This is a genomic window from Paraburkholderia domus (assembly GCF_905220705.1).
In the GTDB taxonomy this organism is placed as follows: domain Bacteria; phylum Pseudomonadota; class Gammaproteobacteria; order Burkholderiales; family Burkholderiaceae; genus Paraburkholderia; species Paraburkholderia domus.
On record NZ_CAJNAT010000014.1, the window covers coordinates 146865 to 164677 of the forward strand.

The following is a 17813-nucleotide window of genomic DNA, read 5'->3' on the forward strand; positions in this document are numbered from 1 at the left end:
ATGAGTCTCGATACCCATAAGCGCGATTTTTCCACCAACGCGCGACTTCCCGGCATTTCCGCACTCGCTGCGGGGATCGGCGCCCTGAGCACGCTCGCGGCATTCGTGCTGCTGAGCCTGATTCATCTGTTCACCAATCTGTTTTTCTTTCAGCAATTTTCGTTTGCGGACCGCTCACCGGCCCTCAACACTTTAGGTATCTGGGTGGTGGTCGTTCCTGTGATCGGCGGCCTCATCGTCGGTTTCATGGCCTGTTACGGCTCGGAGAAGATCCGTGGGCACGGCATTCCCGAAGCGATCGAAGCCATCCTGTTCGGCAAGAGCCGCATGTCGCCGAAAGTGGCGATTCTCAAGCCCCTATCGTCCGGCATTGTGATCGGCAGTGGCGGGCCGTTCGGCGCAGAAGGCCCGATCATCATGACAGGTGGCGCACTGGGGTCGCTGATCGCGCAATGTGTGAAGGTCACCTCTGCGGAACGTAAGACGTTGCTGGTTGCCGGCGCAGCGGCGGGCATGACGGCGGTATTTGGCACGCCGGTGGCGGCCGTGCTGTTGGCGGTCGAACTGCTGCTGTTCGAATGGCGCCCACGCAGTTTTCTTCCGGTCGCGCTTGCCTGCGCAGTCGCGGGGTTCGCGCGCGCGGCGTTCTTCGGCACGGGGCCGCTGTTTCCACTTGTGACCGCACCTCCCGGCGCACTGTCGCTGGTCTCCTGCGTCATCGCAGGGCTGATGTCCGGCGCGCTCGCATCGGGTCTGTCAGCCGCGCTCTACAAGACCGAAGACCTGTTCGGCAAGCTGCCCATCCACTGGATGTGGTGGCCCGCGATTGGCGGCCTCGTCGTCGGCATCGGCGGCTTTCTCGAACCTCGCGCGCTGGGCGTCGGCTACGACGTGATCGGCGACCTGCTGCACCAGCACATTGCCATCCAGATCGCGCTGGCAATCCTGGTGGTGAAGGCGGTCATCTGGGTCGTGGCGCTGGGCTCGGGCACCTCAGGCGGCGTGCTTGCGCCGTTGCTCATGCTGGGCGCGGGGCTCGGCGTCGTGTTCGGCCACGTGCTGCCGGGCGGCGACCCTGCCCTGTGGCCGCTCGTCTGCATGGCGGCCACGCTCGGCGCCACGCTGGGCGCGCCGTTGACCGCGATCGTATTCGCATTCGGCCTCACGCACGACAGCAACGCATTGCTGCCGCTGCTCGCCGCAACGCTGATCGCGCACGGGTTTGCAACGGTCGTCATGAAGCGCTCCATCATGACCGAGAAAATTGCCCGGCGCGGTTACCACATCTACCGGGAATACGGCGTCGATCCGCTTGAGCGCCACCACGTCGACGAGGTGATGTCGCGTACGGTCGAGACGATCGATGGCGATCTGTCCGTGGGCGAAGCGCTGGCGACGTACTTCGGCACGACGCAGAAACATCGCGCCTATCCGGTCGTGCGTCAAGGCATGCTGGCGGGCGTCGTCGATCGCGCGGTACTGGAAAAAATTCGCGATGAAGCGGCAGAGCATGCGCTCGACTCACGCCTCGCCGACGTGTTGCGCCACCGCTCCCCTGCGTTTGCATTGCCCAGTGAAACCTGCCGACTCGTCGCAACGCGGCTTGCGGTACACGGTCTCGAACGTTTGCCCGTAGTCACGGACTCCGAAACGTTGCAGCTGATCGGCATTGTGTCGCGCAGCGATCTGGTCAAGCCGTCTCTTGCCCACTTCGACGAAGAGCACAAGAAAGAACGCTTCCGGCGCTTGAGGATTCAGCCCGGCAAGCGGCACTTTCCCCCGGTTCCGTGAGTCAGCAGCCGGTCGGCTGCCAAAAACAGATACGCGCTCCTTCCGTGCCCCTTCGGGGGCACACCTCTCCGGCCTTTCCCGGCCCTCCTGCATTTCCCGCTGATTCAGCACCCATTCCCTGGACAACATCTTCACCACGTTGCGAAGCCATGTCGCGCTCCTGATGGCTGTTCCGCAAACGTGTCAGAGAAACGCGCATCGCAGGCCTTTCCCAGGACCGGAAGCGGGACCGGAAACGGGAACGCGGTTCGCACACGTGACATCCAATACCGTATTCAGGATCGAATCGACCGCGGATCACGTGCGGACCGACTCGGACTTGCCATGATTACTCAGGAGACCCGACATGAAGATAATCAGCGCAGCGCTGTTCGGCGCACTCGCCAGCGCACTCACGTTTACCAGCCTCCCTGGCTGGGCACAGAGCGCTGGTCCCACTGATCCTCAGATCGCCGCCATCGTCGTGACCGCCAATCAGGTGGATATCGACGCGGGCAAGCTCGCGGAATCGAAAACGAAGTCGAAGGATGTCAAAGCCTTCGCGCAACGCATGGTCACTGATCACACCGGCGTGAACAAGGCCGCCACCGACCTCGTTCACAAGCTCGGCGTGACGCCAGAAGACAATCCGACGAGCCAGAGCCTCAAGCAAGGCGGCGATGCGAACCTCGCCAACCTGAAAACGCTCAAGGGCGCGCAGTTCGACCGCGCATATATCGACCACGAGGTGACCTATCACGAGAGCGTTCTCGACGCGCTGGACAAGACGTTGATTCCGGATGCGCAGAACGCCGAACTGAAGGCGCTTCTCGTCAAGGTGCGTCCGGCCTTTGTCGCGCATCTCGAGCACGCGAAGCATCTGCAGGCGGAGTTGGGCAAGAGCGGTGGCTAATCCGATACTTTGCGCAGCCGGACGGCGCCGGAGCAAGCTACGCTCCAGCGCTTTTGTCCTTGCCTGCGCTTTCGTTGCGATCATGGCGATGTCGCGGGCAGGCGTTTCCGAAGCCGCAGGCACAACGTACCAGATCGTCATCGAGCAGATGCGCTTCAATCCGCCGGTGCTCACGGTGCACCGCGGAGATCGTGTGGTGTGGGTGAACAAGGATATGTTTCCCCATACGGCGACTGGAATGTCGAAAGCGTTCGATTCACGCGAAATCGCGCCGAATGCATCGTGGAGCTACGTGGCACGCCAGACCGGCAGCTACCCGTATATGTGCACCCTCCACGCCACGATGCGTGGCACACTGATCGTGCAATGAGGGCTGAGCAATGAGTGAGGGTGACCTGGTGAGGCAGTCATGACGGAGAACGCTGAAGCACATTCAACATTTGCCGCGGACGACGAACGCGAGGTAGTCCGTCGAATCGTCGCGGGAGATCGATCAGCATTCGAATGGCTGATGCGCCAGCACAATCGGCGGTTGTATCGCCTGGCGCGCGCCACCTTGCGTGACGGAACGGAAGCAGAAGACGCGCTGCAGGCGGCGTATCTGTCAGCCTACAGATCGATCGCCGGGTTTCGTGGCGAAGCCACGCTCCTCACCTGGCTGTCCCGACTGGTACTCAACGAATGCTACGGACGCCTGCGCCGGGAAGCACGCCGTCAGAACGTGATTCCGATGGTGGACGCGAACACTCATGTCGATATCGATGCCATGACTGCGCAAGATTCCGATTCCCCAGACAAGGCGGTAGCGCGCACCGAGCTGCGAGCCTTGCTCGAGCGCAAGCTGGATGAACTGCCGGAAGTCTTTCGCGTTGTGTTTGTCCTACGTTCGGTCGAGGAATTGAGCGTCGAGGAGACGGCACAATGTCTCGACATCCCGGAAGCGACAGTGCGCAGCCGGCATTTCCGCGCAAAGAGCCTGCTGCGCGAATCATTGGCGCACGAGATCGATCTCGCCGAGCGCGACGTATTCGAATTCGGCGGGGCGCACTGCGATCGAGTGGTCGCCAACGTACTATCGCGGGTAGCCGGCGAGGATGACCAGGGTAGTAGCGCGCCGGCGATATAAATCGCCCCATTTCGTTGACGTCATTCGCTGTGTCTGGGCGATAGCGGGCATTCTCGCCGTGGCGGCAAGCTCGAGCGCGGAAACGCGGGCAATCAGGATCATATCGGGCATCTATGGCACGAACTGCGGAATGCGAGGAGGCAACGCGACGCATGACCTCGCGCGTCAGTGCGACGGACTGCAGACCTGTCCGTACATCCTGCACAAGGCACTCACGGGTTCGTCATCCAAAGGCTGCCGCAAGGACCCCAAGGATTTTCGTGTCGAATGGCGATGCACTGATACCGAATTCCACACCGCCACGCTCAGCGCTGAAGCAAGGCCGGGCAGCACACTCGTGCTGAGTTGCGTTGAAGACACCGGCCCAGGCCGATAGACATCACCATGCAACTGCCCGCGTTTGACGTGAACGCATCAGGATCGGACACGTTGCTCATCTGGCGAACGGCTCACGAAAGACATCAGGTGTGGGGGCGCGCCCAATGACACGTCGAACCGTATTGACCATCTCCATTAAAAGACTGATGGCGCTATCCGGGAATCGTCTTCGATTGAGATGACCTGTGTTCACATAAGCGGCGCGATCCGCGATGAGGCATCCATTGCCTCATTCAACAGCCGCTCGATGACCTCGGCGGCGCTGGAGACCTGGTCGACGAGCGCTGCCGATTCGCCGGCAAAGAGCGCCATCTGCTCAAGATCTCCCACCGTGGTGCGTAGTGGCGAATCGGTGCTAAACCGGTAGATCGGCCGTCCTTCGTCGTAGGCGATCACATCGCGTGGCAGGCTGTCCGGGTGGTGTCCGAACAGGTGGCTTCCGGCTCTCCCGGTCACGCTGTTTGCCAGGACGCGCACCGGAGAGTGAGGTGGCCAGTTGATCGCGAACAGGTCGGTATAGACCGTATCGCCCGCGCGGGCGGCGAGAATGCGTTGCTTGTGATAGTCGTGCGCGAAAGACTCGTGGGTCGCGAGGAAAAGCGTACCGCAGTGAATTCCCGCTGCGCCGAGTGCGAGCGCCGCAACGAGGCCCGCGCCTGTCGCGAAGCCGCCCGACGCGACAACCGGGATGCGCACAAGCCGGGCGATCTCGGGAAGCAACGTCAGGATCCCCGTACGCCCCCGCACATGGCCGCCCGCTTCAATGCCCTGCGCAATCACGATGTCGGCCCCCGCCTGTTCAGCGGCGAGCGCGTCCTCAAGTGAACCGACCTGATAGAGCACCTGCACGCCTGCATCTTTCGCTCGTGCGACCACGTCGGGTACGACATCCCAGAAGAAACATATCGCGGGAACACGGGCGTCCAGACAGGCATCGAGCTCTGCCGCGAGGAGAGCCGGTTCCGTCGCCGACGGGATCAGATTGACGCCGAACGGCTGATCAGTGAAGGCCCGCACCGCAGCAACCTCACGGGCGATCAACTCAGGCGACTCGCGCACCATACCCAGCAGGCCAAATCCGCCGGCATGGGAAACGGCCGCCGCAAGCTCAGCACGCGCCGGACCGCCCATTCCCGCCGAAATGACGGGATACCGGCAGCCCAGCAGCCGGGTCAGCGGCGTAGCAAACGACGTCGCATCAACAGCCATCGGATTACCTCTTCGATTGAGGATGGCACCGCATTACATCACAAGGTGATATAGAATAATTCAAATGCGCTGTGATCTCCATCGTTGTGCTGCCGCGCTCGTGAGCGACGGTCGTTCGAACGGTTGCGCATCCACCGCCCGGCTGCTGGACAGCGGGGCTTTTTGAATCGGAACGAGTGATGATATGTCTGCATTCGGGCGCATCCTGTTGTGTTACGACGCAACCCGTGAAGGGCGGCAGGCGTTACGTCATGGCGCCTCATTAGCGGAGCAGCTCAAGGCGGAAACGCACCTGCTTGCCATTCTGAATAGCCTGGTGTGGACGCAGGGGGCCGATGTTGCGTCTGCCGTGCCGTTCGATGCGCTGGAGCAGTCTGCGAGGGAGATACTCCGCGATGGAATCGAGAAACTCGCTGCGCGTGGAGTAATCGCCACGCCCCATTTCGCGATTGGCGACCCTCTGGACCATATCCCGTTTTTTGCCCGTGAATTGAAGGCCGATCTGATTGTCGTGGGGCATCGCCGAAGCGGCCTCGTCCGGCGATGGTGGAGCGGCAAGAACGACGGGTTACTGCTGGACAGGGTTTCCTGCGCAGTACTAGTCGCTATGGATCCGGAAGACGCGGCTGGTCGCGAGCCGGTAGAGACATTATCCGCACGTGCGTAAGGGCATCGGGAAAAGCTCGTAGCCAAACGATCCGACAGCGGTGGTTTTTACACCACGCCAATACTCTGGAACATGACCTACAGAACCATTGAAGCCGTCATTGGCAACACCTCGCTCGTCGAACTCGTTCGTCTTCCAGATGAAACGATCCGGGCGCGCAACAACGTCATCCTCGGCAAGCTGGAGGGCAACAACCCTGCGGGTTCAGTCAAGGATCGCGCGGCGCTGTCGATGGTCAGGGGCGCCGAGCAACGCGGACGCATACGGCCCGGCGACGTGCTGATCGAAGCGACCAGTGGCAACACCGGCATTGCACTCGCCATGGTGGCCGCACTGCGCGGTTACCGGATGGTGCTGCTCATGCCAGAGGATGTCTCCGAGGAACGGTGTCGCAGCATGGCAGCGTATGGCGCCGAAATAATCCTGACGCCGGCCAAGGGCGGTATGGAATGCGCGCGGGACATCGCTGCGCAAATGGAACAGGAAGGCCGGGGCATCGTTCTCGATCAGTTCTCCAATCCCGACAACCCGCTTGCACATTACGAAGGCACCGGTCCGGAGATCTGGCGTGAAACACAGGGACGCGTCACGCATTTCGTTTCTGCCATGGGGACTACCGGAACCATCATGGGCGTAAGCCGGTTTCTGAAGGAACAGAATTCCACCGTTCAGATCGTTGGGGTGCAACCTGACGAGGGTTCGCGAATTCCGGGCATACGCAAATGGGCCGACGGATATCTGCCTGCATTCTTTGAACCCTCGCGGATCGATCGGACCGAGTCGGTGGGTCAGGCAACGGCTGAGGCCGCAGCGCGTCGTCTTGCTGCGATCGAGGGGATTTTCTGCGGAATTTCGGCGGGTGGAGCGTGCGCTGTGGCAATGCGTATTGCTCGGGAAGTTGAGAACGCTACGATCGTGTTCGTTATTTGTGATCGGGGCGATCGTTATCTATCGACAGGCGCGTTTCCAGCGTGATGGGCATCGCGAGGGCTGAACTGGCGTTTCCAGCAACCTGTTGCTTCTAGCGCATGAGGGAAACGACAGCACGAGCGATCAGTTCAACGCGTGAATGTAGCTGCCAACGCGGAATGTGACTCCGCATGCATTTCGTCTGTCAATCGCGGACGCCGATGCCGAGCCTTTCGCTCCGCTGCCGTACGGCCGCCCGTCTTCACCATTCAGGGAGGCGCGGAGGGCACGCTCAATCGATATCCCGCTTTTAATCAACGGATTTGAGGACTGACAGCCCTCAAATCCGCAACGGTCCATTGGATCACGCCGCCCTTCTCCTGCGCACTAAGCGCCGCGACAGCGTCGGCTTGGTCCCCTCCACCTTCTTCAACGCACTCCGGATGGCTTCATCGACGCTGCTATCCGTGGCGACGTGCCTGTTGTCACGCCGGCGCCCGTTACGAAAGCACAGGTCAAAGCAGCAAGAAAGGCACAAAGCAAGCAGGCGCGCGTGGCCAAGAATGCCGAACTCAAGAAGCTCGAGCAAAACGGATAGGGACCGCAGGCCATCCCGCAGGACTACCCGCAGAACCTGATTCGGGCTGAACGGAAAGCTGCCAATCAGGACGCGGCTTCGTTGCCTCCCGCCCTGACTTTGGCGTTACCCCGCTCCGGCGATTGACAATCGACGATTTTCTGGAATGCTACATGTAGTAGCTCGACCCGGATCTCGGGAGCGTCAGGTTACGTCCCGCAGCTTCGCGACCTGCGTGTTCTATCGGGTGCAGGTCGGCGTCCAAGGCCGCCTGCAACCGTAACCAGTTAAAAATGTCATCCTTTGAAAAACCAAACTTAGTACTACACCCATAGATATAGCAAAGCACGAGGTATGCAGCCGCGTCGCTGGTAGTGGCACTGCTGGGCGCGGCACTGATCCCTGCATCGCCATGACGACCAGGGCAAAACGCACTCGATGGAGTAAACGCCGCGCCATAGGATGCGGCACAGTAGCCGGAGGATCTCCTGCACACTGAGTGGCACCGAACCTTCAGGTGTTTTTTGCCGCGCACCCCGCAGGGTGACGAGTACGGCACGGGCGAGCAAAGCCAGCGTGATATGGCGGTGCCAGCCCTGCCCTGCAGCACAAAAACCAACCTCATCCACATGTGAGTTGCCCACCGCCGGCAGGCGTCGTGGCCGTGACGGGCCACCCGCCAGCCGGACGTGGACAACTCGCAGCCCCTCTTCAAACCGGAGGTGACCTATCCGCTCAAAATTCAACTACGTAACCGTCCACCGCAGCGGGTTATCACTAGCCCGGTACGGAGCAATCGTCTGATGCATAAGCGACTTCGCACCCGCTACGGTGCCCCAGATTTTCACTCGGCAAACAGGTCGGGGCCAAAAACTTCGTAGTTTATCCTCGCCTCCGGAATGTCCAGAGCCCTGAGCGCGTCATGTTGCGCGCGCATGAACGGGATAGGGCCACAGACATAGTAGTCCGCCTCGGGCAGCAAAATCAGGTCCTTCAGTCCGTCAAGTTCAATGAAGCCCACCCCGTCGTAGTCTTGCCCCAGAACGTCGCCGGGCAGCGGCGCCTCATAGAAGACGACAGCTTTGAAATTGGCATACGTGGCTGCCGTCTGACGAAGCCTGTCGCGCATCGCGTGGACCGCGCTGTTCCGCGCGCCATGTACGAAGACGATCTGGCGCTGCGGATCCTGAATCGCCCGTTTGAGCATGCTGACCATCGGCGTCAGACCGACGCCTCCACTGATGAGCACGATCGGAGTTTTCGCATTGACGTCGATGTGGAAACTGCCATACGGCGCAGCAAGCTTCACCTCATCGCCAACGTTCATATGATCGTGCAGAAGTGACGAGACGTAGCCCGGCGGCGTTGAGGCGTCCCCTTCTTCACGCTTGACTGAGATGCGGTAGGTGCGTCCATTCGGCATGTCCGACAAGCTGTACTGGCGGATCTGCTGCAATTGCAGTGAGGGCACATTGACGGTGATACTGATGTACTGGCCTGGCTCGAAATTGACGACCGGTTGACCGTCAGACGGTTCGAGTACGAAAGACGTAATGACGCTGCTCTCCGGTCGCTTCTCTTTTACAACGAAGGCTCGCCACCCATTCCAGCCACCAACCTGTGCCGCTGACTTCTCGCGCAGTTCGCTTTCCATCCCCATCAGCATATCGGCAAGGTTTCCGTAAGCCTGCGCCCACGCCGAAATGATTTCGTCCGTTGCTGCTTCGCCCAGCACATCCTTGATTGCGCCGAGCAGATGTTCGCCTACGATCGGATAGTGTTCGGCCCGCACATTGAGGCTGGCGTGCTTGTTTGCGATGTTCTTAAGCACTGCGGCAAGACTGCCTGGATTCTCAATGTTTTCCGCGTAAGCGTATACCGCTCTCGCGAGCGCCTGCTGTTGCTGGCCTTGTTCCTGATGAGCCATGTTGAAGGTATTCTTCAGCTCCGGATGTGCATCGAACAATCTCCGATAGAAGCGCTCGATGATCGGGAGGCCATGTTGTGCGAGCACCGGCGCAGTCGCTTTTACAATATCTTTCGTTCTTTGTGTGAGCATGAAATCCTCCTTTCACGACCGCGCGCTCGATCACGGCACGCGGTCGCTTCGAAACCGTCGTGTGGTCTGCAGATAGCGCGACCGACCATCTGGGTCGCCCCGACGGCCCCCACAGACAATACGGCCATACACCTGATCTATATCCGCTTAATTGAATTTATCCCGGCCTGCTTCCTGACAAAATCGGCTACTAGCCGCCAGCCTCGCGGCCGAGCACTACCAGACAGCGACCGCGAATGCGGAGGAATGTCTCCCGCGCGCGGACTTCCGATAATCTTCTGCGGTTTATTGTATATCACAACGTGATCTATGATCGAATACGCCTAAGGAGCGGATCGATCTCGCTGGGATAGCAGCCCATGCGAGGTTCGACGCATCGAACTTCCCAACGTTGCAATCCAGATTGAGCCGACTCGCCGACTCAATCATTGACCTGGGTCAAGTTGCCGGCGCCGCTTATGGCTTTTCATACCACGATGCGTCGCAGGAATAGCGCAGCATGGACGATTTCAGGCTGGGAGCTGCCGTTCACGCCCGAAGGCTCGTTGCGATTCCTCACAGACGCATATTTTGGAGACCATGTTGAGGATTACAAAATCCGTCACAGAACTGCCACCAACAGCCGCCGAAGGTCTTCCTGTTCTGCGCCTGGGTTTCCGGCCGTTCTATCTGGGTGGTGCGCTTTTTGGCGTCATTGCAATAGCGCTTTGGCTGACCGCGCTGCATGGCCACCCGGTCGCAGGCTCTTCGCCTGCCATGAACGGTGTGCTCTGGCACGCTCACGAAATGATCTTCGGCTTCGTCGCCGCCATTGTGGTGGGCTTTCTGCTCACAGCCGTGCGGGCTTGGACGACGCTCGACACCCCGCGAGGCGCACCGCTGGCGGCTTTGTGGCTGCTATGGGTGGCGGGACGTGTGCTGGTCTGGTCTGGCCCGGAACCCATCGCAGCGGTCGTCGATTGCACCTTCCTGCCGGTTGTCGCCATTGTGCTGTTGCGCGTGCTGATCGCTGCGCGCAATCACCACAACCTCTTCCTGCCTGTCGCGCTAGGACTTTTTGGTTTGCTGAACGTCTGTTTTCATGGGTGGGCGTGGCACGGGCGCCCCGACCTTTCAATACGGGCGTCTTACGCAGCGATCGGACTCGTGGTGATGTTCGTCACCGTCATCGCGGGCCGCGTGGTGCCTATGTTTACGACGAACGCCATTCCCGGCTTCCGGATGACGCGCTGGAAGGTGATTGAGACGCTCGCGGTGCCGGTCGTCTTACTGACATTCGTTGCGGATGCGGCCAATGCGAGGCCATTACTGATCGTGGCATGTGCCTGCGCTGCGGCGGCGGTCCATGGAATCAGAGTCGCCGGATGGCATTCGTGGCGAGTGGGGCCTCGGCCAATTCTCTGGATTTTGCATGTCGCCTATGCGTGGATTCCGATCGGCTTCGCGCTCCTTGCCTTGGCGGCCGCCGGTGTGGTCTCGCATTCGCTTGCGATTCACGCACTGACGATTGGAGCGATCGGGTGCGCAATTATCGCGATGATTACCCGCACCGCGCTTGGACACACCGGGCGCCCTCTCGTTGCGGGACGATCCGAGATAGCGAGTTACTGGCTGATGATCGCCGCCGCAATCGTACGAGTTTTCGGGCCCTGGATTGCCAGTGGCGCGACAACAATCTGGATCGACATAGCAGGCATATGTTGGTCTGCCGCATTGATCGCTTACCTGATCAAATACGCGCCCTATCTGACGACGTCACGTATCGATGGCAAAGCGGGCTGACGGATCCACATCGTTCGAACATGAGATCGACGGGGGTCTACGGGTATACCAACAACCAGTTCCATAGCAGGGACTCAGCGCTAATGTTGAGCTTGCTGCGCACCGGATCAGCGAATTCTGGGGATCAGATTTATGGGAAGCGCTTGAGATAGTCCCCCGCGGGCGTCAGCAAAAGCAGTAATTGTTCATTCCAGGAAGCACCGGCTTCCCGTCCGCGGTTCTTCCAGAGTGCATGCTATCGGCAATGCCACGGAGAAAATCAGAATGTCCACAATTTCGGACAACACGCGTAGACTCCGAGCATCGAATGCCACGGAGTCGATCAGATGAGCCACTTTATTGATCGCCTGAAGTACTTCTCCACGTCGAGGCCAACTTTCTCCGAAGGCCATGGGATGACAACCCATGAAGACCGTGGATGGGAGGACGCCTACCGGCAAAGATGGCAGCATGACAAGATCGCGCGCTCGACTCACGGCGTCAACTGTACAGGTTCGTGTTCGTGGAAGATTTATGTCAAGAGCGGCATCGTCACCTGGGAAACCCAGCAGACCGATTATCCCCGCACCCGTCCTGATATGCCGAATCACGAACCGCGTGGGTGTGCTCGCGGCGCGTCCTATTCGTGGTATCTCTACAGCGCCAATCGCCTTAAATATCCGCTGATTCGCAGTGCACTGCTCAGACAGTGGCGCGAAAAGCGCCAGACGCTCGCGCCGGTGGAAGCGTGGAGCGCGATCGTGAATGACCAGGAAGCCCGCGCTTCGTATACGCGCCGCCGCGGCTTGGGTGGTTTCGTTCGCTCAAGCTGGGATGAGGTGAACGAAATGATTGCGGCCGCAAACATCCATACCATCAAACGACATGGCCCGGACCGCATCATCGGGTTCTCACCAATACCCGCAATGTCGATGGTGTCCTATGCGGCAGGCAGCCGCTATCTGTCATTGATCGGTGGCGTGAGTCTGAGCTTCTACGACTGGTACTGTGATTTGCCGCCCGCGTCGCCGCAGACGTGGGGCGAACAGACCGACGTTCCAGAATCGGCCGACTGGTACAACTCCAGCTTCATCATGTTGTGGGGGTCGAACGTGCCGCAAACGCGCACCCCCGACGCGCACTTCATGACCGAGGTACGCTATCGCGGCGCAAAGATCGTATCGATCTTTCCCGATTACGCCGAGGGTGCGAAGTTCGGCGACATCTGGCTGCATCCCAAGCAAGGCACGGATGCAGCGCTCGGTCTCGCGATGGGTCACGTCGTGCTGAAAGAGTTTCACGTCGCAGGCAAGAGCGAATATTTCTCGGACTACTGCCGACGTTATACCGACATGCCGCTGCTCGTGCGCATCGTCAAACAAGGCGAGCACTATGTGCCCGAACGACTCCTGAGAGCAGACGAGCTCGATGATGCATCCGGCCAGGAAAACAACGCCGCCTGGAAAACTGTTGCCTTCGACGAATTGAGCGGCAAGCTTGTCACGCCAATCGGATCGATCGGCTTTCGCTGGGGACAAAAGGAAGGTGGCGACGCCGGCAAATGGAATCTGAAAGAAGAGGATGTCCACGGCAACCCGATCTGTCCGGTCATGTCGTTCGTGGAGAAACACGACGAGACGATCGAGGTCGCCTTCCCCTATTTCGGCAACGTCGAACATACTCACTTCACGCACACCGGCCATGCGAGTGTATTGCCGCGCCGCATTGGCGTACGCAAGATCGCCACCCGCGCCGGTGAAGTTCTGGTTGCCACAGTCTACGACCTGTTCGTCGCCAACTATGGCGTGGACCAGGGACTTGGCGGCCCGAACGTCGCGGTCGATTTCGACGATGACGTACCGTACACGCCCGCGTGGCAGGAGAAGATTACTGGTGTCAAACGGCACGATGTCATCGCCGTTGCGCGCGAATTCGCCGATAACGCCCAGAAGACCGAAGGCAAGTCGATGGTGATCGTCGGCGCGGGCTTGAACCATTGGTTCAATATGGACATGAGCTATCGCTCAATCATCAATCTTCTCGTCATGTGCGGTTGCGTCGGCAAATCAGGCGGCGGCTGGTCTCACTATGTCGGCCAGGAAAAGCTCCGGCCGCAAACTGGCTGGCTGCCGCTGGCATTCGCGACTGATTGGTACAGGCCGGCGCGCGTCATGAACGGCACGTCGTTTTTCTATGCGCATACCGATCAATGGCGCTACGAAACGATGAAAGTCACAGAACTGCTATCGCCCCTCACCGATGGCAGCGGGTTCGCCGACAGCCCGATCGACTATAACGTCCGTGCCGAACGGATGGGCTGGTTGCCGTCCGCGCCACAGTTCAGGACCAATCCGCTCGAACTCGGCCGGGCATCAGTCGGCGCCGACCCCGCCGCTTATGTTGCGAAGGGTCTGAAGGATGGCTCGCTTGAGATGTCGTGCGGAGATCCCGACGCAGCGGAAAATTTTCCGAGAAACCTGTTTGTCTGGCGCTCGAACCTGCTGGGATCGTCGGGCAAGGGACATGAGTACTTCCTCAAGCATCTGCTCGGTGCCGAGCATGGTGTGCAGGGAAAGGATCTGGGCGCAAGCGCCGGCATCCTGCCCAAAGAGGTGAAGTGGCACGAGAAAGCGCCCGAGGGCAAACTCGATCTCGTCGTCACGCTCGACTTCAGAATGTCCACCACCTGCCTGTATTCGGACATCGTGCTGCCGACCGCCACGTGGTACGAGAAGGACGATATGAACACGTCCGACATGCACCCGTTCATCCACCCGCTGTCGGCGGCCGTCGACCCAGCGTGGCAATCCAGAAGCGACTGGGAAATCTATAAAGGCATCGCGCAAAAGTTCTCTGAACTGGCCGAAGGCCATCTCGGCGTGGAGCGCGACATTGTGATGTCACCGCTCCAACACGACAGCGCCGGCGAAATCGCCCAGACCGACGGCATTGCCGACTGGGGTCACGACGAATGCGATCCGGTTCCCGGAAAAACGATGGGAAGCATTGCGGTCGTCGAACGGGACTATCCCAATACCTGGCGCAAGTTTACCTCGCTCGGACCGCTGCTCGACTCGCTCGGCAACGGCGGCAAAGGCATTACCTGGCAAACCGGCGAGGAAATCGAACAGCTTCGAGAATTGAATTATCCGGTTGCTGACGCGGGCGTTTCGCACGGGCGACCACAGATTCTTTCGGCGATCAACGCAGCCGAAGTGATCCTGTCGCTGGCCCCGGAAACCAACGGTGCCGTCGCGCTTAAAGCATGGCAAGCGTTGTCGGCGCTCACGGGTACCGATCACACGCATCTCTCGCGCGCTCGCGAGGACGAAAAAATCCGGTTCCGGGATATTCAGGCGCAGCCGCGCAAGATCATTTCGTCGCCGACGTGGAGCGGGATCGAATCCGAACATGTGTCCTATAGCGCAAGCTACACGAATGTTCATGAGCTGATTCCCTGGCGCACCCTGTCCGGGCGCCAACAGCTGTATCAGGATCACGTGTGGATGCGCGACTTTGGCGAGTCGCTGTGTGTCTACAAGCCGCCGATCGACACGCGCAGCACCACCGGCATGGCCGGCAGCCACTCAAACGGAAACGCGGAGATCGCGCTGAATTTCCTCACCCCTCATCAGAAGTGGGGCATTCACAGCACCTACACCGACAACCTGTTGATGCTGACGCTGTCGCGCGGGGGCCCGATCGTCTGGATCTCCGAGACCGATGCCAGGAAGATCGGCGTGGTCGATAACGACTGGATTGAGGCGTTCAATCTGAACGGCGCGCTAACCGCGCGCGCAGTGGTCAGCCAACGCATTCCGGTAGGCGCCGTGATGATGTATCACGCGCAGGAAAAGATCATCAATACACCGGGCTCAGAAGTCTCCGGGGTCCGCGGCATTCACAATTCTGTCACGCGCATCATGCCGAAACCGACCCACATGATCGGTGGCTATGCGCAGCTCTCATACGGTTTCAACTATTACGGCACTGTCGGCTCCAATCGCGACGAATTCGTGATCGTCCGCAAAATGAAAACGATCGACTGGAAGGATGAGTCGACACCCGCGTCGGTGCTGTCGGCGGCCGAAGCTGCGCGTCATCAGCACACACTCGCTCACGGCGCGCCGACACTTGCGATGGCCGATGATGAGACTGGAGAGAAGCCATGAAAATCCGCGCGCAGATCGGTATGGTGATGAATCTGGACAAATGCATCGGTTGCCATACCTGCTCCGTCACCTGCAAGAACGTCTGGACCTCGCGCGAGGGCATGGAGTACGCGTGGTTCAACAATGTCGAAACGAAACCAGGCGTCGGTTATCCGAAGGACTGGGAAAACCAGGATCGCTGGAACGGCGGATGGAAACGCAAGACGAATGGCAGGATCGAGCTTCGTGCCGGCAGTAAGTGGCGTGTGCTCGCCAATATCTTCGGCAACCCGAACCTGCCGGAGATCGACGATTACTACGAGCCGTTCACCTTTGATTACGCGCATCTGCACGATGCACCCGACGTTAAGGTCGGGCCGGTCGCTCGACCGCGTTCGCTGATTACCGGCGAACGTCTGGAGAAAATCCAGTGGGGCCCGAACTGGGAAGAAATTCTCGGCGGAGAGTTCGAAAAGCGTAAGCTGGACTACAACTTCGAGCAGGTGCAGACCGACATCTATGGGGAATTCGAGAACACCTTCATGATGTACCTGCCGCGACTTTGCGAGCACTGCCTGAATCCCGCATGCGTCGCGTCCTGTCCCTCCGGCGCGATCTACAAACGAGAGGAAGACGGCATCGTTCTGATCGACCAGGACAAGTGCCGCGGCTGGCGGATGTGCGTGTCCGGGTGTCCGTACAAGAAGATTTACTACAACTGGCAAAGCGGCAAGTCGGAGAAGTGCATTTTCTGCTATCCGCGTATCGAGGCAGGCCAGCCGACCGTGTGCTCGGAAACCTGCGTCGGCCGGATACGCTATCTCGGCGTGCTGCTGTACGACGCCGACCGGATCGAGGAAGCCGCATCGGTCAAAGACCCAGAGGATCTGTACGAAGCGCAGCTGTCGATCTTCCTGGATCCGAACGACCCGGCCGTGCGTGAACAGGCGGCTCGCGACGGCGTGCCGGAGAACTGGCTCGAAGCGGCGCGTCATTCCCCGGTGTACAAGATGGCGATGGAGTGGAAGATCGCTTTTCCGCTTCACCCCGAATATCGCACCTTGCCGATGGTCTGGTACGTCCCGCCGCTGTCGCCGATCAACTCGGCCACCAATGACGGTCGGCTCGGCATGAAAGGCTTGCTGCCCGACGTCGATTCGCTGCGGATCCCGCTGCGCTATCTGGCCAATCTGCTCACAGCCGGTCGCGAAGCGCCGGTTCGGCTTGCCCTCAAGCGAATGCTGGCGATGCGAGCGTTCATGCGCGAGCGCCATGTCGAACGTCGCGAGAGCCCGGAATTGCTCAGCGAAGTCGATCTGACCAGCGCGCAAGTCGATGAGATGTACCGATATCTGGCGATTGCCAACTACGAAGATCGATTCGTGATTCCGACGGCTCACCGCGAATATGCAGAGGATGCCTTCGACCTGCGCGCATCGTGCGGTTTCTCGTTCGGTAACGGGTGTTCCGACGGCACCACGGAAACCAGCCTGTTCGGTGGACGCAAGGGCATCAACAAGGCACGCAAAACTATTCCCATTCGCGCGGCGGGTGAATAAATGGAAGACAACCGTCTGATTTTCAGCATGTTGGGCGCGCTGCTGGACTATCCCGATCAAACACTGATCGTGGCGCTCGACGAGATCCGCACCGCGCTGGCCGGGCACCCCGGGTTGCCGTCGGACACACGCGTAGCCTTGATCGAGCTCGTCGACCGACTGTCGGCGCGGCCGCTGCTGGATCTGCAGGAAGACTACGTCGAGATCTTCGACCGCGGCCGAGCCACTTCGCTCTATCTGTTTGAGCACGTCCACGGCGAGTCGCGCGAACGTGGGCAGGCGATGGTGGATCTGCTCGCCATGTACGAAGCGAACGGCCTGTTTCTCGGTGCCGGTGAACTACCTGACTACCTGCCGGTTTTTCTCGAGTTTCTGTCTCACGAAACGCCTGCGCAAGCGCATGCGCTGCTTGGCGAAATTGCCGATATCAGCCGGCAGATTGCGACCAGCCTGGCCGAGCGCGGAACGCCGTATTTCGCAGCCGTTGCGGCATTGTTGCCACTCGCCGGCGAGGCACCGCTGGCGAACGCGAACACGACCGTGAGCGACGCCGCCACGACGCGCGAGATCGATGCCGAAGCGCTCGATCGCGAGTGGCAGGAGGAGCCCGTGAGCTTCCTGGGTGCACAAGCGCCTTTATCCACGGCGCCCCAACCAATCCAGTTTTACGACAAAAGACCGTCACGTTAGCCGGAAACGGCGGAGTTCCGTGCTCACATTCCGCGCATTACCGA

At 60.0% G+C, this 17813-nt stretch carries 12 protein-coding genes; 10 read left to right on the plus strand and 2 right to left on the minus strand.

Annotated features, from left to right (window positions below):
- From KHO31_RS22970 to KHO31_RS22985, 4 genes are all read left to right on the plus strand, one after another.
- A complete protein-coding gene (locus KHO31_RS22970) occupies positions 1 to 1791 on the plus strand; it encodes a chloride channel protein (protein ID WP_201078130.1) in 1791 nt (596 codons plus the stop codon).
- Between the two features lie 346 nt (positions 1792 to 2137).
- Positions 2138 to 2683 carry a DUF4142 domain-containing protein gene (locus KHO31_RS22975; RefSeq protein ID WP_201078128.1) on the plus strand — a complete coding sequence of 182 codons (546 nt, stop codon included), beginning with the start codon at positions 2138 to 2140 and terminating at the stop codon, positions 2681 to 2683.
- The gene (locus tag KHO31_RS22980) at positions 2676 to 3053 is read left to right on the plus strand and encodes a cupredoxin domain-containing protein (RefSeq protein WP_407945953.1); all 378 of its coding nucleotides are present in this window, start codon (positions 2676 to 2678) and stop codon (positions 3051 to 3053) included. Before KHO31_RS22975 ends, KHO31_RS22980 begins: the two co-directional genes overlap by 8 nt.
- 39 nt (positions 3054 to 3092) lie before the next feature.
- Entirely contained in the window at positions 3093 to 3809 is a 717-nt protein-coding gene (locus KHO31_RS22985) for an RNA polymerase sigma factor (RefSeq protein WP_201078124.1), read from the plus strand.
- Positions 3810 to 4376: 567 nt separating this feature from the next.
- Here the strand turns inward: KHO31_RS22985 and KHO31_RS22990 are convergent.
- The gene (locus tag KHO31_RS22990; RefSeq protein WP_201085355.1) at positions 4377 to 5396 is read right to left on the minus strand and encodes an NAD(P)H-dependent flavin oxidoreductase; all 1020 of its coding nucleotides are present in this window, start codon (positions 5394 to 5396) and stop codon (positions 4377 to 4379) included.
- Positions 5397 to 5580: 184 nt separating this feature from the next.
- Here KHO31_RS22990 and KHO31_RS22995 point away from each other — a divergent pair, with 184 nt between their 5' ends.
- Together KHO31_RS22995 and cysM are read left to right on the plus strand one after the other, a co-directional pair.
- Positions 5581 to 6063 carry a universal stress protein gene (locus KHO31_RS22995; protein ID WP_201078120.1) on the plus strand — a complete coding sequence of 161 codons (483 nt, stop codon included), beginning with the start codon at positions 5581 to 5583 and terminating at the stop codon, positions 6061 to 6063.
- A 72-nt stretch (positions 6064 to 6135) separates the two neighbouring features.
- Positions 6136 to 7038: a cysteine synthase CysM gene (gene cysM / locus KHO31_RS23000; RefSeq protein ID WP_201140985.1), complete on the plus strand. Its 903-nt coding sequence runs from the start codon at positions 6136 to 6138 to the stop codon at positions 7036 to 7038.
- A gap of 1355 nt (positions 7039 to 8393) precedes the next feature.
- On the opposite strand, the gene hmpA is transcribed toward cysM, so the two are convergent.
- Positions 8394 to 9608, minus strand: a complete 1215-nt coding sequence (gene hmpA / locus KHO31_RS23005) for an NO-inducible flavohemoprotein (protein ID WP_201140987.1) — start codon at positions 9606 to 9608, stop codon at positions 8394 to 8396.
- Positions 9609 to 10187: 579 nt separating this feature from the next.
- Here hmpA and KHO31_RS23010 point away from each other — a divergent pair.
- The 4 genes from KHO31_RS23010 to narJ all read left to right on the plus strand — a co-directional run bounded on the left by KHO31_RS23010 (position 10188) and on the right by narJ (position 17769).
- Positions 10188 to 11390, plus strand: a complete 1203-nt coding sequence (locus KHO31_RS23010; RefSeq protein WP_201140998.1) for an NnrS family protein — start codon at positions 10188 to 10190, stop codon at positions 11388 to 11390.
- A 326-nt stretch (positions 11391 to 11716) separates the two neighbouring features.
- Positions 11717 to 15541, plus strand: a complete 3825-nt coding sequence (locus KHO31_RS23015; RefSeq protein WP_211624206.1) for a nitrate reductase subunit alpha — start codon at positions 11717 to 11719, stop codon at positions 15539 to 15541.
- Positions 15538 to 17079, plus strand: a complete 1542-nt coding sequence (gene narH, locus KHO31_RS23020; RefSeq protein WP_211624207.1) for a nitrate reductase subunit beta — start codon at positions 15538 to 15540, stop codon at positions 17077 to 17079. The genes KHO31_RS23015 and narH overlap by 4 nt, the downstream gene beginning before the upstream one ends.
- On the plus strand, positions 17080 to 17769 hold the full coding sequence (gene narJ, locus KHO31_RS23025) for a nitrate reductase molybdenum cofactor assembly chaperone (RefSeq protein WP_201078108.1): 690 nt from the start codon (positions 17080 to 17082) through the stop codon (positions 17767 to 17769).
- Positions 17770 to 17813: the final 44 nt, after the last annotated feature.

What these genes read in the sequence shown, in the direction of transcription:
- KHO31_RS22970 (WP_201078130.1), top strand. Translation starts at nt 1, where the DNA reads ATGAGTCTCGATACCCATAAGCGCGATTTTTCCACCAACGCGCGACTT.
- KHO31_RS22975 (WP_201078128.1), top strand. Translation starts at nt 2,138, where the DNA reads ATGAAGATAATCAGCGCAGCGCTGTTCGGCGCACTCGCCAGCGCACTC.
- KHO31_RS22985 (WP_201078124.1), top strand. Translation starts at nt 3,093, where the DNA reads ATGACGGAGAACGCTGAAGCACATTCAACATTTGCCGCGGACGACGAA.
- KHO31_RS22990 (WP_201085355.1), bottom strand. Translation starts at nt 5,396, where the DNA reads ATGGCTGTTGATGCGACGTCGTTTGCTACGCCGCTGACCCGGCTGCTG.
- KHO31_RS22995 (WP_201078120.1), top strand. Translation starts at nt 5,581, where the DNA reads ATGTCTGCATTCGGGCGCATCCTGTTGTGTTACGACGCAACCCGTGAA.
- cysM (WP_201140985.1), top strand. Translation starts at nt 6,136, where the DNA reads ATGACCTACAGAACCATTGAAGCCGTCATTGGCAACACCTCGCTCGTC.
- hmpA (WP_201140987.1), bottom strand. Translation starts at nt 9,608, where the DNA reads ATGCTCACACAAAGAACGAAAGATATTGTAAAAGCGACTGCGCCGGTG.
- KHO31_RS23010 (WP_201140998.1), top strand. Translation starts at nt 10,188, where the DNA reads ATGTTGAGGATTACAAAATCCGTCACAGAACTGCCACCAACAGCCGCC.
- KHO31_RS23015 (WP_211624206.1), top strand. Translation starts at nt 11,717, where the DNA reads ATGAGCCACTTTATTGATCGCCTGAAGTACTTCTCCACGTCGAGGCCA.
- narH (WP_211624207.1), top strand. Translation starts at nt 15,538, where the DNA reads ATGAAAATCCGCGCGCAGATCGGTATGGTGATGAATCTGGACAAATGC.
- narJ (WP_201078108.1), top strand. Translation starts at nt 17,080, where the DNA reads ATGGAAGACAACCGTCTGATTTTCAGCATGTTGGGCGCGCTGCTGGAC.